Here is a 14,157-nt window from a genome sequence, read left to right on the forward strand (position 1 = left end):
ATGGCTGCATCAGCTCAAGCGCCGGCCGGGGCCGGTATGGCCGCTACGGCCGCACCCGCCGTGGTGGCACGGACCAAGGGCAGCATCGTGGTTAGTTGGATCACCTCCACCGACCACAAGACCATCGGCTACATGTACCTGCTGGCGTCCTTCGTCTTCTTCTGCCTGGGCGGTGTCATGGCCCTGCTGATCCGTGCGGAGCTGTTCGAGCCCGGGATGCAGGTCCTGCAGACCAAGGAGCAGTACAACCAGCTCTTCACCATGCACGGAACGGTGATGCTGCTGATGTTCGCGACGCCACTGTTTGCGGGCTTCGCCAACGTGATCATGCCGCTCCAGATCGGCGCGCCCGACGTCGCTTTCCCGCGACTGAACGCCCTCGCGTTCTGGTTCTTCCTCTTCGGGTCCACGGTCGCGATGTCCGGGTTCATCACCCCGCAAGGGTCGGCGTCGTTCGGCTGGTTCGCTTACTCGCCACTGTCCCTTACAACCTTCACGCCGGGCGTCGGCGGGGATCTCTGGGTCTTCGGCCTGGCCCTTTCCGGTTTCGGCACCATCCTTGGCTCCGTCAACTTCATCACCACGATCATCTGCATGCGGGCACCGGGCTTGACGATGTGGCGCATGCCGATCTTCACCTGGAACACCCTCGTGACCGCCATCCTGGTGCTGATGGCCTTCCCGCCACTGGCCGCCGCCCTGTTCGCGCTGGGTGCGGACCGCCGCTTCGGCGCCCACATCTTTGACCCGGCAAACGGCGGGGCCATCCTCTGGCAGCACCTGTTCTGGTTTTTCGGCCATCCCGAGGTGTACATCATCGCCCTGCCGTTCTTCGGCATCGTCTCGGAAATCTTTCCGGTGTTCAGCCGTAAGCCCCTGTTCGGTTACAAGGGCATTGTCTACGCTACGATCGCGATCGGTGCTCTCTCCGTGACCGTGTGGGCACACCACATGTACGCCACGGGCGCGGTGCTGCTGCCGTTCTTCGCCTTCATGACGATGCTGATCGCTGTTCCGACGGGTGTGAAGTTCTTCAACTGGATCGGCACCATGTGGCGGGGTTCCATCACCTTCGAGACGCCCATGCTCTGGAGCATCGGCTTTCTGGTCACGTTCCTGTTCGGGGGCCTGACCGGCATTATCCTGGCCTCCCCGCCACTGGATTTCCATGTCACCGACAGCTACTTCGTGGTGGCACATTTCCACTATGTCGTTTTTGGCACGGTAGTGTTCGCAATGTTCGCCGGCTTTTATTTCTGGTGGCCGAAGTGGACCGGGACCATGCTGAATGAACGCCTGGGCAAGATCCATTTCTGGATGCTTTTCCTGGGCTTCCACGCCACCTTCCTGATCCACCACTGGTTGGGCGTCCAAGGCATGCCGCGGCGTTACGCGGACTACCTGCCCGAGGACAACTTCACGGCCATGAACCAGTTTTCCACCATCGGTTCCTACCTTCTGGGCGCATCACTGCTGCCGTTCCTGTGGAATGTCTACATCACCTGGCGGGCGGGCGAAAAAGTAACAGTGGATGACCCTTGGGGCTTCGGGGCTTCGTTGGAGTGGGCAACTTCCTGCCCGCCGCCGCGGCACAATTTCAGCTCCCTGCCCCGCATTCGCTCGGAACGCCCGGCCCTCGACCTGCACCATCCCGAAATCAGAATCCGGGAACACGACGCCGACTACAGCCCCGCCGCCAGTGCGCTGGGAGCCGCCGACATCGGAGAACGGGACGTCCGCGACCCAAGCCCTGACAAATGACGCCCGGGGGCCCGGAACGCAAGGGCTACAGTCCCAGTGCCCCTCCACCCCGCTATGGACAACGGCGCCAACCACGCTTACATTTGATCCACAGACAAGGGCGCAAACCATCAGAATCTGGCCCCTGGTCCTCCTCCTCCGGTCGTGTGCGGGGCCGGAAGGAATACCCGCTGTAGCCGAACGGCGGCCAAGACGCACCCCGCGGAAGGCCCTGAAATGGCCCCCTCGCATTTCGAACAATTCCTTGATGAAGCCACTGTCCCGGACCCTGACACGGACTGCCCCCTGGGCCCCGATTGCCTCTACGGGTTGTATACCAGCTGGTGCCTGATTAAGGGCCTGGAGCCCAAGCCCGACATCACCTTCCGTGGTGCTATGCATCGATGCGGTGTGGACATCTACGACAGCCGATTGCGGATGACAGGCCCGGCAATGGCGGACTACATCCTGTCCAGCTATCCACCCGCTGCCTGATCATGACGATCGACCCCAACGGGCACACACCCGACAGCCGGCTGCCCCAAGCGTCCCCCCTGCAGTGCACCGACTGCCGCTCGGACAGTCACCTGTCCATCAGCTCCATCGAGTCACTCGGGCCGGCCTCGGAAAACCTGGTCACGGTGTCGTACACCTGCACCGCCTGCGGACAGTTCCTTTCCCACACCGCCGACGTCGCGCAGGTTGCCGTGATCCTCAACAAGTACCAGGGAAGAAACACGGATGTGCTCGTCTTTGGCGGGCACTACATCCACTGTGGCCGGCCCATGGAAAAAGCAGGATCCGGACTGCAACGCATCCACCTGCCAGTCAAAACTGACCAGCCCACCGATGGTGCCCTGGCAGTTTACCTGTCCACCCGCGTCCTGCGGTGCCCCTGCGGCTTCCAGATCGAGCTGCCCGAGTAGAAGCTCACGGGGCCGCTGCCCCGCCTCCGTTCGTGGCTTTTCGCTCCGGATCCTTTCCTGCGGCCGTATCGGGACCCGTGCCGGCGAGGACTGCAAGGGATGCTGACGCGGACACCTCGGGTTCGGCGTCGGGTTCCGTGTACGCCCTCAGCACTGCCAGGGACTTGGCCGGCAGCTTCAGCGTCTGACCGGACTGGACGGGTTTGCCGCCGGTGTCTTCGCCGGCCGTGCTGATGACCACGTCCCAGGCAGGAGCGTATTCGGAGGTGGGAAGGGTGAACTTGATGGTGTCATCATGGGCGTTGAAATACAGCAGGAAGTTCACATCCGTGATTCTCCTGCCGCGGCTGTCAACCCCATGGATGCCCTGCCCGTTAAGAAAGACGCCGATGCTGCGGTCAAAACCGTTGCCCCAGTCTTCCGGGAGCATCTCGGCGCCCTCCGCGTTGAGCCAGACGATGTCGGGAAGTTTTGCGCCCTCCACGCGGAGCACCGGCCTGCCGTCAAAGAAGCGCCGGCGGCGGAAGGTCGGATGGTCCGCCCTGAGGCGGCTGACCACAGCGGTGAACTCCATCAGGGGCTGGTCGATCTGGTCCCAGTGGACCCAGCTCAGTTCAGAGTCCTGGCAGTAGGTGTTGTTGTTGCCCTGCTGGGTGCGGCCCAGTTCGTCACCATGCAGGAGCATCGGCACGCCTTGGGAGAGCAGCAGCGTGGCAATGAAGTTACGTTGCTGGCGGGCCCGCAGCGACAAGATGTCCGGATCGCTGGTCGGACCTTCCACGCCGCAGTTCCAGGACCGGTTGTGCGATTCGCCGTCGTTGTTTCCTTCGCCGTTGGCGTCGTTGTGCTTCTCGTTGTACGACACGAGGTCGCGCATGGTGAAGCCGTCGTGGGCCGTCACGAAGTTGATGGATGCGACCGGGCGGCGGCCCGAGTGCTCGTAGAGGTCCGCGGAGCCGGTGAGCCTGGAGGCGAACTCGCCCAGGGTGGAGGGCTCGCCGCGCCAGAAGTCCCGGACCGTGTCGCGGTACTTGCCGTTCCATTCGGTCCATTGCGGCGGGAAGTTGCCCACCTGGTACCCGCCGGGGCCGACGTCCCACGGCTCGGCGATCAGCTTGACCTGGGACACGACGGGGTCCTGCTGGACGAGTTCGAAGAAGGTGGAGAGCTTGTCCACGTCGTAGAACTCGCGGGCCAGGGTGGAGGCGAGGTCGAAGCGGAAGCCGTCCACGTGCATCTCGGTCACCCAGTAGCGCAGGGAGTCCATGAGCAGCTGCAGGGAATGCGGGTGCCGCACGTTCAGGGTGTTGCCGGTTCCCGTGTAATCCATGTAGTAGCGCTTGTCGTTGTCAACCAGCCGGTAGTAGGCGGCGTTGTCGATGCCCTTGAAGGACAGGGTGGGACCAAGGTGGTTTCCTTCCGCGGTGTGGTTGTAGACCACGTCCAGGATCACCTCAATACCAGCCGCATGCAGCTCGCGGACCATGGCCTTGAATTCCTGCACCTGTTCCCCCGTGTCGCCCACGGAGCTGTAGGTGTTCTGCGGGGCGAAGAAGCCGATGGTGTTGTAGCCCCAGTAGTTGGAGAGGCCCTTGTCCTGGAGAGTGCCGTCATTGACGAACTGATGCACGGGCATCAGCTCCAGGGCTGTGATGCCCAGTTTCTGCAGGTGTCCGATGACTGCGGGGTGCGCGATGCCCGCGTACGTCCCGCGCTGCTCCTCCGGAATCTCCGGGTGCAGCTGGGTAAGTCCCTTCACGTGGGCTTCGTAGATCACCGAGCGGTGGTACGGGGTCCTGGGGGGCCGGTCACCGGCCCAGTCGAAGAACGGGTTCACGACGACGCCCAGCATCACGTGCGGAGCGGAATCCTCATCGTTGCGGGAGTCCGGGTCCCCGAAGTTGTAGGCGAACAACGCGGGGTTCCAGTCCACCTGCCCGCAAATGGACTTGGCGTATGGGTCGAGCAGCAGCTTGTTCGGGTTGCAGCGCATGCCCCGCGCGGGATCGTAGGGGCCGGTGATCCGGTAGCCGTACCTTTGCCCTGGCAGAACGTGCGGCAGGTAGCAATGCCACACGTATCCGTCGACCTCCACGAGGGGAACCCGCGTCTCGGCACCCTCGGGGCTGATGAGGCACAATTCCACCGACTCTGCGGCCTCGCTGAACAGCGCAAAGTTCGTGCCGATACCGTCAAAGGTTGCGCCAAGGGGGTAGGCGCTTCCTGGCCAAACTTCCATCGAAATCTCCAAGCCTGAGCGGGGCCGTTGTATGGGCTTATTCAATCAAAGGTAAGCCTACTGATGAAAGTCAGGATGCCAAGGTCTTGCTGGGGCCGCCGGATCCTGCCCCTGCCTGTTTCGCTCCGGGGCACCACCAGCCACTAGGGCTGTGGTGTCCCCGCGGGCCTCGGGGCCGGCCGGCGGCGGTAGAGCCACACGAGTCCCAGGATCGGCAGCAGGAGCGGGATGAAGCCGTAGCCGCGGCCGAACAGGGACCAGACGGTCTCGTGCGGGAAGTTGACGGAGTCGAAGACGCTCAGTGCCCCGATCACCAGCACGCCGACCAGCTCGGTCAGGACGGCGGCGACCGAGACCTTGAACCAGGTGCGGCCGGCCTTCGCGAGGGACACCGTGGCCACGATGTAGACGACGGCGGCGAATGCGGACAGCGAGTAAGCCAGGGGCGCTTCGGAGAATTTGGTGAGGATCTGATACCCGGCCCTGGCGGTGGCCGAAATGGCAAACACCGCATAAACGGCGATCAGGAGCCGGCCGGGGCCGGTGTTGCGGGTGTCTCTCGCCGGAGTCGCGGCGCTTGCCGCCGTCGCGCCTGTAGCGGTCCCGGCGTCCTGTGGGGACGATGGTGGGGTCACGTTTTTTGCCTCTTCCAAGTCAGTACCAGATCTGGTTCATTCGGGCGGCCATCACCAAGGCTGTGACGCCGACGGCGGCCAGGACGAAGTTGCTCCAGCGCGTGCGTTCCAGGATGGACCAGTACACCGCGCCGACGGGCAGCAGGAGGGCCGTCAGCAGGTAGCCCCAGAACTCCCAGATTTCCCCGGCGATGTGTTCGCCCGCCGCGACCCGGATGACGGAACCCACCAGGTACACCAGCAGGGACAGCTCGACGGCGGCCACGGACAGGATCGTCACGTCGTTCGGGGCCTTCTTCAGGATGCCTGCGGCGAGGCAAATGAGGCTGGAGATAAGCCCGACAGTCAGGATGATGTAGAAATACGCGTCCAAGGCTAGTCGGCCCGCTTTTCATTGTCGCGCTTTTCATTGTCGGGCGCGAAGACGAGCACGGGCTTGGCGTAGCTTCCCGCGTCGGCCAGCAACGCCACGAGCGTGCCGTCCGGGGCGAACGCCGCTGCCGGGGCGTCAGCGGTCGCCGCGTCCGCGGTGCCGGCGGCGGGCCCGGCAGCGATCCGGCGGCCGAAGGAGATCTCGGTTGTTTCCTCGTCGCTGAGTTCACGGTTCGGCATGAGCGCCCGCGCGGCCTGGGACATTTCCAGCACGTCCAGTTCTTCGGCCAGCTGCTCGAGGGTGTGGGCCTGGTCGAGGGTGTAGGGACCGACCTGGGTCCTGCGCAGCGCAGTGAGGTGGCCGCCGACGCCGAGCGCGTTGCCGAGGTCGCGGGCCAGCGCCCGGATATAGGTGCCGGAGGAGCACTCCACCGTGACATCGACATCCAGGGTGGCCCCGCCGGCCGCCGGGCGGAGCCCGTGGACCTCGAAGCGGTGGATGGTGACGGGCCGCGCGGCCAGCTTGACCTCTTCGCCGGAGCGGACCCTGGCGTAGGACCGTTCCCCGTTGACCTTGATGGCGCTTACGCTGCTGGGAATCTGCTCAATCTTGCCGGTCAGGGCGGCGACGCCGGCCCGGACGCCTTCCTCGGTGACCGCGGCGGCGCTGTGCGTAAACGTGACGTCCCCTTCGGCGTCGTCAGTTACTGTCGATTCGCCGAGGCGGATGGTGGCCGTGTAGGTCTTGGAGGTGCCCACGATGTAGGTCAGGAGCCGGGTGGCCTTGTTGATGCCGACCACCAGGACGCCGGTGGCCATCGGATCCAGGGTGCCCGCATGGCCCACCTTTCGGGTACCGGCGAGCCGCCGCATCCGTCCAACCACGTCGTGGCTGGTCCAGCCTTGCGGCTTGTCCACTATCACCAGTCCAGAAAGCACGCTTCCCAGTATATCTGCGCCGCAATGGCGCCCGATCCCGCCTCCGGGGCCGCCCCGGCAAAGGGTGCCGGTTAGGATGGCAGACATGCCCGAGCTTGCCGCCCATGTCCGCGACGTTCCCGTCAACCAGATCCGCGAGATCACCGAAGCCGCCTGGGCCACGCCCGGCGCCATCGTCCTGAGTATCGGCGAGCCGGCCTTCGCCCTGCCGCGCCACATCCTTGAGGCCGGGATGGCGTGCCTGGACCGGGACGAGACAAATTACACGCCGAACGCCGGTATCCCGGCCCTCCGGGAGGCCTTCGCCGCCCGGTTCCGGGAACACAACGCGACGGCGGTCGGCGCGGACCGCGTGTACGTGGTTGACGGCGCCCAGCAGGGCCTGCACATGGCCATGAGCCTGCTCCTCTCCCCCGGCGACGAGATCCTCATTCCCAACCCGGGCTACCCCACGTTTGCGATGACCAGCAGCCTGCTCCATGCCGTTCCCGTGCGGTACCCGCTGTACCCGGAGCATGACTTCCAGCCGCGGCTCGAGGACATCGAAGCGCTCATCACGGCACGGACCAGGGTGTTGATCCTGAACTCGCCCTCGAACCCCCTGGGCGCGGTGCTTGGTGAGGAGCTCACGCGCGGCCTCGTTGACCTGGCCCGGCGCCATGACCTCTGGATCATCTCCGACGAATGCTACGAGGCGTTCACCTACGACGTCCCGCATGTCAGTCCTGCCCGCTTCGACAGCGACGTGCCTGGCGAAGCCCGCGTGTTCACCTCGCTGACCCTCTCCAAGACCTATGGGCTGACGGGGCTGCGGATCGGGGCGCTGATCTGCCCGCCGGGTCTGGAGCAGAAGATGAACAACGTGATGGAGTCCATCGTCTCGTGTGTCGCTTCGCCGTCGCAGTACGCCGGGCTGGCCGCGCTGACCGGCCCGCAGGACTACGTGGGCGAGGCGCATGCCCACTACCGGTCCAACCGGGACGCCGCCTCGGCGGTCCTGGCCTCCAAGGGGATTCCGTTCCTCACCGCTCAGGGAGCCTTCTACCTCTGGGCTGACGTCTCCCACGTCAGCGGCGGCGATGTCCGGGCCTGGGTCCGGAGATTCCTGGTGGACGCCAAAGTGTCCTTCGCCCCGGGTACCGCCTTCGGCTCGATCGGCGAGGGCTGGATCCGGATCGCGCTCTGCAGCGGACAAGAGGATCTCGTCGAAGGGCTCAGCCGGCTGCCGGCCCGCCGGGCCTGACGCGCGCGGCTGAGCCGCGGCTCCCCGGGCCAGACGCGCGGTTCCCGCGTCGCCGATGAGGGGGTACATGGGCCCTATCGCCTCGGCGGGGGTTGCCCCTAGCCTTGGCCCACGGCGCCTTGCGCCGGAGTTTCCGGGCCCGATCAGGAGGCATGCCATGTGGTGGGAGGACTTACTCTGGGGCTTCTGGAACGGGATCACAGCCTGGATCGTGCTGATAGTCCACGTCTTCGGGCAGTGGGGAGAGTTTCCGTTCTACAACACGGCGCGCGCCGGAAACTGGTATGACTTCGGCTTCCTGCTCGGAATGGGCTCACCCCTGCTGGGCGGCTTTGGTGCCCGGCGCTCCGGGTTCAGGCGCCGCTGACCGCCGCCTGTACTGACCGCAGACCAGGCAGGATCGAGGCCGGGGCCCTAGCGATCGCCGAAGTCATCGACATCGCGCCGGGAAGAGCCTAAAATCCGCTCGTGAGGTAGACGTAATTTTCGGTTGCCCCGCAAAGGTCTCATTGGTCTCGCTGCTGTGAATTCTGGGTACCGGCACTGGAGCACACCATGAGAAAACAAACATCGTTCTTGGCCACGGCTGCCATCGCCGCGGCGCTGCTCTCCCCTGGGGCGGCTGTCATCGCTGCATCGGACGGTTCCCGGGCCGGGGAATCCCCCTCCACGCTGGTAGCCGGGCTGGCCAATCCGCTGCACCTCAGTACGGGGCGCGACGGCTCGGTGATTGTCAGCGAGCAGTTTGACGGGCGGCTGACCCGGGTGGACTCCGGGGGAAACAAGACTGTCCTCTATGAGCACGGCGACTGGGGCGTGGCCGGGAACATGCAGTGGCACGGTTCAACGTATTTCCTGGAGAGCCAGGGCGCCGGGCCGATGGACCCAGGCAAGCTCGCAGGCCACATCCGGATCATCGCGGAGGACGGCAAGGAGCGCACCATCGGTGATTTCGCCGCACTGGAAACAAAGAACAATCCCGACGGCGATCACCGGTACGGCTTCGACAACCTGCCCGCCGACTGCGCCGCCCAGATCCCGCCGGACATCCCGGCAAGCTACAAGGGGGAAGTCGACTCCCACCCGTACGGCATCGCCGCAACGGGAGACACCATCTACGTGGCCGACGCAGGAGCCAACAGCGTGGTGTCGGTGGATTCCCGCAGCGGCAAGACCAGGACCGTCGCCGTCCTGCCCCCGCGGCCCTTCAAAATCACCACGGCGGAAATGGCCAAGGCCGCCGGGCTCCCGGAGTGCGTCGTAGGCCGGACCTACGCCTTTGAGCCCGTGCCAACAGACGTGGCGGTGGGCCGCGACGGCATGCTCTACGTGACGTCCCTGCCGGGCGGACCCGAGGGGCCGGAACTCGGCGCCCGGGGCGCCATCTTCAGAATCGATCCGGACAATGGCCGCGTGAAGCTGGTGGCAGATGACATCGCTTCCCCCACCGGACTCGCCCTGGACGTCGACGGCGACATGTACGTCGCCTCCCTGTTCGGCGACGGTGTAGTCAAAGTCGACCGGCACTCGGGAAAGCAGACCCTCGTGCTCGCCGCAAAGCTGACCGCCGACGTCGACCTCCGGGACGGCACCCTGTACGCAACCACCAACGCCCTGCCGGGAGAGGGATCACCTCCTGACGGCCAGGTCCTGTACGTGAAGCTGAAGCACGGCTCGCACGACGACGACGACGACTGACGAAGGACTACTTGCTGCTGTCCTCGTCGACCTCGTCGGCGTTCCCAAGGTCGAGGTCCTCTTCGTCGAAGTCGTCCTCATCCAGGTCGACATCCTGCGGGATGTCGCTCTTGTACGGGTCGGGGTCCCCGGCATGCTGGGCGCTGGCCGCGAGGGCCGCCACTTCGGCGTCCCGCTTCTTCGCCTCCCGCAGGAGTTCTTCGAGGTTCGAGGCCACAACGGGGATCTGGTCGGCGACGAATTCCAGCGTCGGCGTCAGCCGGACGGTGATGTTGCGGCCGACTTCCTGGCGCAGCACACCCTTGGCCTTCTCCAGACCCTTCGCCGCATCGGCCTGGGCCACCTCGTCGCCAAACACGGTGTAGTAGATGGTGGCGTGCTGCAGATCGTTGCTCACGCGCGCGTCGGTCACGGTCACGCCTTCCAGCCGCGGATCCTTGACCCTCCGGCCCAACGCCTCAGCAACGACAACCTTAATCCGCTGCGCCAACTTGGCAGCCCGTGCGGGATCAGCCATTTCCACTCCTAAAATTCTTGGATGTACGACGGCGCGTTAACACAGGCCGCACATTGGTGAGTTTGGTGCCACGCGCCTAAGGCAAGCCTACGACGGACTCCCGTTGGAATTTTTCCGGCGGCCTGGGAGTGGCATCGGGCCTGACGGAGCCGGACGGTTTGCGATCGGAGATCGAAAACCGTCCGGCGAAGGGGCGGGGCCGCCGGAAAAATTCCGACGGCCCCGCCAGCGAAACCAACTTAGACGCGCGGCTTCTCGCGCATCTCGAAGGTCTCGATGATGTCACCTTCGTTGATGTCGTTGTACGAGCCAAGGCCGATACCGCACTCGAAGTCCGTGCGGACCTCGGTGGCGTCGTCCTTGAAGCGCTTGAGCGTCTCAACGGTGAGGTTGTCGCCGATGATCTTGCCGTCGCGGCTGACGCGGGCCTTGGCGTTGCGTCGGATAACACCCGAGCGCACGATCGAGCCTGCAATGTTGCCGAACTTGGAGGAACGGAACACTTCGCGGACCTCGGCGGTACCAAGCTGGACCTCTTCGTACTCCGGCTTGAGCATGCCCTTGAGGGCTGCCTCGATGTCATCGATTGCTGCGTAGATGACGGAGTAGAAGCGCATGTCCACGCCTTCGCGGTCTGCCAGTTCGGCAACACGCTCGGCCGGCTTGACGTTGAAGCCGATGATAACGGCGCTGTCCACCGTGGCCAGGTTGACGTCGTTCTGCGTGATCGCACCGACACCGCGGTGGATGACGCGGAGCTGGACACCCTCGCCGACGTCGATCTTGAGCAGCGCGTCCTCGAGGGCTTCCACGGCACCGGACACGTCACCCTTGAGGATGAGGTTGAGGGTGTCGATCTTGCCTTCGGCGACGGCCTGGTCGAAGTCTTCCAGGCTGATGCGCTTGCGGCGCTTGGCCAGGGCGGCGTTGCGGTCCGCAGCTTCACGCTTCTCGGCGATCTGGCGGGCGGTGCGCTCGTCAGCGGTCACGAAGAAGGTGTCACCGGCGCGCGGGACGTTGGACAGACCCAGCACCTGCACGGGGCGGGACGGGCCGGCCTCGGTCAGGGCGCTGCCGTCGTCGTCGAACATCGCACGGACACGGCCATGGGCTGTGCCGGCCACGATCGTGTCACCGACGTGCAGGGTGCCGGACTGAACCAGGACGGTGGCAACGGAACCGCGGCCCTTGTCCAGGTTGGCTTCAATCGCGATACCGCGGGCGTCCTTGTTCGGGTTGGCGCGCATGTCCAGGGCGGCGTCTGCGGTAAGCAGGACCGCGCCGAGCAGCTCGTCAATGTTGAGGTTCTGGCGGGCAGAGACCTCAACGAACATGGTGTCGCCACCGTACTCTTCCGGAACCAGGCCGTACTCGGTCAGCTGGCCGCGGACCTTTTCCGGGTTGGCGCCTTCCTTGTCGATCTTGTTCACAGCCACAACGATCGGCACATTGGCGGCCTGCGCGTGGTTGAGGGCTTCAACGGTCTGCGGCATAACGCCGTCGTCCGCTGCGACCACCAGGATGGCGATGTCGGTGACCTTCGCACCACGGGCACGCATGGCGGTGAACGCCTCGTGGCCCGGGGTATCGATGAAGGTGATCTTGCGGTCTTCGCCTTCGTGCTCGTGGGTGACCTGGTAGGCACCGATGTGCTGCGTGATGCCGCCGTGCTCGCCCGCCATAACGTCGGACTTGCGGATGGCATCGAGCAGCCGGGTCTTACCGTGGTCGACGTGACCCATGACGGTGACAACCGGAGGACGTGCCTCGAGGTCTTCATCGCCTTCGGCCTCAAGCTCGGCTTCAAAGTCGATGTCGAAACCGGAGAGCAGCTCGCGCTCCTCATCCTCCGGGGACACAACCTGGAGCTTGTAGCCAAGCTCCTCGCCGAGCAGCGCGAAGGTCTCTTCATCCAGCGACTGCGTGGCCGTGGCCATTTCGCCGAGGTGGAAGAGCACCGTCACCAGTGCGGCGGGGTTCGCCTCGATCTTGTCGGCAAAGTCCGTGATGGACGAGCCGCGGCGGAGCCGGACTACGGTGTTGCCGTCGCCGCGGGGCACGCTTACGCCACCCAGCGACGGAGCACTCATCTGCTCGAGTTCCTGACGCTTGGCACGCTTCGACTTGCGCTGCTTGCCACGGCCTGCGCCGCCCTTACCGAAAGCACCCTGGGTGCCACCGCGGCCGCGGCCGCCCTTACCAAAGCCACCGCCTGCAGGAGCGCCGCCGCCACCGGTGCCGGGAGCACCGGTTCCCGGAGCGCCACCCGGACGGCCGGGACCCCGGGCGCCGCCACCGGGACGGCCTGCACCAGCGGGTGCGGGACGTTCGGTGCGGTTCGGCATCATGCCGGGAGTCGGACGGTTTCCGCCGGCTCCGGGACGTGCGCCGGGGGCGCCGGCCGGACGCGGTGCGCCCGGGCGGGCACCCGGAGCGCCGCCGGTGCGGGGGGCACCCGGACGGGGACCGCCTGCGCCTGCTGCGGGACGGGGACCGCCGGGACGTTCGCCCTCGGTACGGCTTCCGCCCGGCCGGGGCATGCCCTGGGACGGAGCGAACGGGTTGTTACCCGGACGCGGAGGACGTTCGTTGTCGCCGCCGCGTCCCCGGGGCATACCCTGGGACGGAGCGAAGGGGTTGTTGCCCGGACGGGGACCGCCCGGCCGGGGTGCCGATCCGCCCTGGCGTGCCGGAGCAGCAGGAGCAGCCGGCGCGGCGGGTGCTTCAGCCTTCGGAGCGGGCCGTGCGCCGGGCTTGATGCCCGAGGACGGTGCCGCCGAAGGAGCGGCCGGAGCCTGGGCAGCGGGTGCTGCCGGAGCGGGTGCGGCGGACGGTGCCGGCGCAGCGAACGGACCCGGAGCTGCTGCTGCCGGAGCCGGAGCTGCCGGAGCCGGAGTTTCGGCCTTGGGTGCTGCTGCCTGCGCCGGGGCGCTGGGCGCAGCCGGTGCGGGAGCGGTTACTGCCGGGCTGGCGGGTGCCTTGGGGGCAGCCGCGGGGGCATCGGACTTGGCAGCCGCCGGGGCGCCGGGGAAAGCGTTGCGGAGTTTCCGCACAACGGGGGCCTCAATGGTGGAAGAGGCGGAGCGAACGAATTCGCCCAGTTCCTGCAGTTTGGTTACTGCATCTTTGGAAGTTATACCGAGCTCTTTAGCAAGCTCATGTACGCGGACCTTGGCCACATTTCTCCTGTCTCGGTCCGCACCGAGCCAGGCACGAACCGTCTACTTCTTACTGCGGGCCTCCGCCGCGAGTGCAGCTGAAAGGCCCATTGCAGAGCGCAACAAATCTGTCATCGTTGCGCACTCATCGCTGGGAACTCATCGGGTTTCCATCAGTTTTCTGACCCGCTTTCAGGTTGGACGGTTGTCGCTGCGGCCACCGGAGTGTCCACGGCTTTCGTGCCTGCCATAATCCGGCGTTCGACGTCGGCTGTGCCGGTTGCGCCGTTGAGGGCGCGTCCGAACGCCCGACGTTTGACCGCCAGTGCCAGGCACTTTTCGCTGGGGTGCAGCCATGCACCCCGGCCAGCCATCCGGCGTCGTTCATCCACTACGACGGCGGATGAACCGCTGCCGCCGGAGACGAGCCGGAGTAGCTCAGACCGCGGGCCCTTTTGCCGGCATCCGATGCAGGTCCGTTGCGGTTGATTCTCGAGGTGCTGCACTTGTGCCACGTTTCGAGTATCTTCCTGCTGTACCTGCCTGCCTGCCCGGTCTTCCAGCCGGCCCGGCCCGGGCGTCCTGTAACTGACACCTAGGCGAGCTGAAGCCGGATGCTGAGGGCACGCGGACACCGGCCCTTAGGCGCGGTCATGTCTATTCTAGCCCCTCCGGCGCCGGGACCCCGAA

General features: G+C 65.7%; 13 protein-coding genes. 6 read left to right on the plus strand and 7 right to left on the minus strand.

From position 1 onward, the window contains the following. From ctaD to QFZ65_RS14455, 3 genes are all read left to right on the plus strand, one after another. A complete protein-coding gene (ctaD, locus tag QFZ65_RS14445; protein WP_306911399.1) occupies positions 1-1,761 on the plus strand; it encodes a cytochrome c oxidase subunit I in 1,761 nt (586 codons plus the stop codon). Between the two features lie 216 nt (positions 1,762-1,977). Further along, the gene (locus QFZ65_RS14450) at positions 1,978-2,235 is read left to right on the plus strand and encodes a hypothetical protein (protein ID WP_306911400.1); all 258 of its coding nucleotides are present in this window, start codon (positions 1,978-1,980) and stop codon (positions 2,233-2,235) included. A 2-nt stretch (positions 2,236-2,237) separates the two neighbouring features. Beyond that, positions 2,238-2,666: a hypothetical protein gene (locus QFZ65_RS14455; protein ID WP_306911401.1), complete on the plus strand. Its 429-nt coding sequence runs from the start codon at positions 2,238-2,240 to the stop codon at positions 2,664-2,666. A gap of 4 nt (positions 2,667-2,670) precedes the next feature. Here QFZ65_RS14455 and glgX read toward each other — a convergent pair whose 3' ends face one another. The 4 genes from glgX to truB all read right to left on the minus strand — a co-directional run bounded on the left by glgX (position 2,671) and on the right by truB (position 6,851). Further along, positions 2,671-4,905, minus strand: a complete 2,235-nt coding sequence (glgX, locus tag QFZ65_RS14460) for a glycogen debranching protein GlgX (protein ID WP_306911402.1) — start codon at positions 4,903-4,905, stop codon at positions 2,671-2,673. A 143-nt stretch (positions 4,906-5,048) separates the two neighbouring features. Beyond that, on the minus strand, positions 5,049-5,540 hold the full coding sequence (locus QFZ65_RS14465; RefSeq protein WP_306911403.1) for a hypothetical protein: 492 nt from the start codon (positions 5,538-5,540) through the stop codon (positions 5,049-5,051). Between the two features lie 19 nt (positions 5,541-5,559). Next, positions 5,560-5,913 (minus strand): hypothetical protein, encoded by a 354-nt coding sequence (locus QFZ65_RS14470; RefSeq protein ID WP_306911404.1) that lies wholly within the window; start codon positions 5,911-5,913, stop codon positions 5,560-5,562. A gap of 2 nt (positions 5,914-5,915) precedes the next feature. Beyond that, positions 5,916-6,851, minus strand: a complete 936-nt coding sequence (gene truB / locus QFZ65_RS14475; protein ID WP_306911405.1) for a tRNA pseudouridine(55) synthase TruB — start codon at positions 6,849-6,851, stop codon at positions 5,916-5,918. 85 nt (positions 6,852-6,936) lie between these two features. On the opposite strand from truB, the gene QFZ65_RS14480 reads away from it, so the two are divergent. The 3 genes from QFZ65_RS14480 to QFZ65_RS14490 all read left to right on the plus strand — a co-directional run bounded on the left by QFZ65_RS14480 (position 6,937) and on the right by QFZ65_RS14490 (position 9,792). Further along, complete coding sequence (locus tag QFZ65_RS14480) at positions 6,937-8,094, plus strand: pyridoxal phosphate-dependent aminotransferase (RefSeq protein WP_306911406.1); 1,158 nt, start codon at positions 6,937-6,939, stop codon at positions 8,092-8,094. 157 nt (positions 8,095-8,251) lie between these two features. After that, positions 8,252-8,461, plus strand: coding sequence for a hypothetical protein (locus QFZ65_RS14485; protein WP_306911407.1), 210 nt, complete (start codon positions 8,252-8,254; stop codon positions 8,459-8,461). A gap of 188 nt (positions 8,462-8,649) precedes the next feature. After that, positions 8,650-9,792 carry a ScyD/ScyE family protein gene (locus QFZ65_RS14490; RefSeq protein WP_306911408.1) on the plus strand — a complete coding sequence of 381 codons (1,143 nt, stop codon included), beginning with the start codon at positions 8,650-8,652 and terminating at the stop codon, positions 9,790-9,792. 7 nt (positions 9,793-9,799) lie between these two features. Here QFZ65_RS14490 and rbfA read toward each other — a convergent pair whose 3' ends face one another. From rbfA to QFZ65_RS14505, 3 genes are all read right to left on the minus strand, one after another. Next, positions 9,800-10,309: a 30S ribosome-binding factor RbfA gene (rbfA, locus tag QFZ65_RS14495; RefSeq protein ID WP_306911409.1), complete on the minus strand. Its 510-nt coding sequence runs from the start codon at positions 10,307-10,309 to the stop codon at positions 9,800-9,802. Between the two features lie 239 nt (positions 10,310-10,548). After that, complete coding sequence (gene infB / locus QFZ65_RS14500; RefSeq protein WP_306911410.1) at positions 10,549-13,488, minus strand: translation initiation factor IF-2; 2,940 nt, start codon at positions 13,486-13,488, stop codon at positions 10,549-10,551. Between the two features lie 152 nt (positions 13,489-13,640). Continuing rightward, a complete protein-coding gene (locus tag QFZ65_RS14505) occupies positions 13,641-14,102 on the minus strand; it encodes a YlxR family protein (RefSeq protein ID WP_373427596.1) in 462 nt (153 codons plus the stop codon). Between the last annotated feature and the right edge of the window lie 55 nt (positions 14,103-14,157).

It is taken from the genome of Arthrobacter sp. B3I9 (assembly GCF_030816935.1).
Lineage (GTDB): Bacteria > Actinomycetota > Actinomycetes > Actinomycetales > Micrococcaceae > Arthrobacter.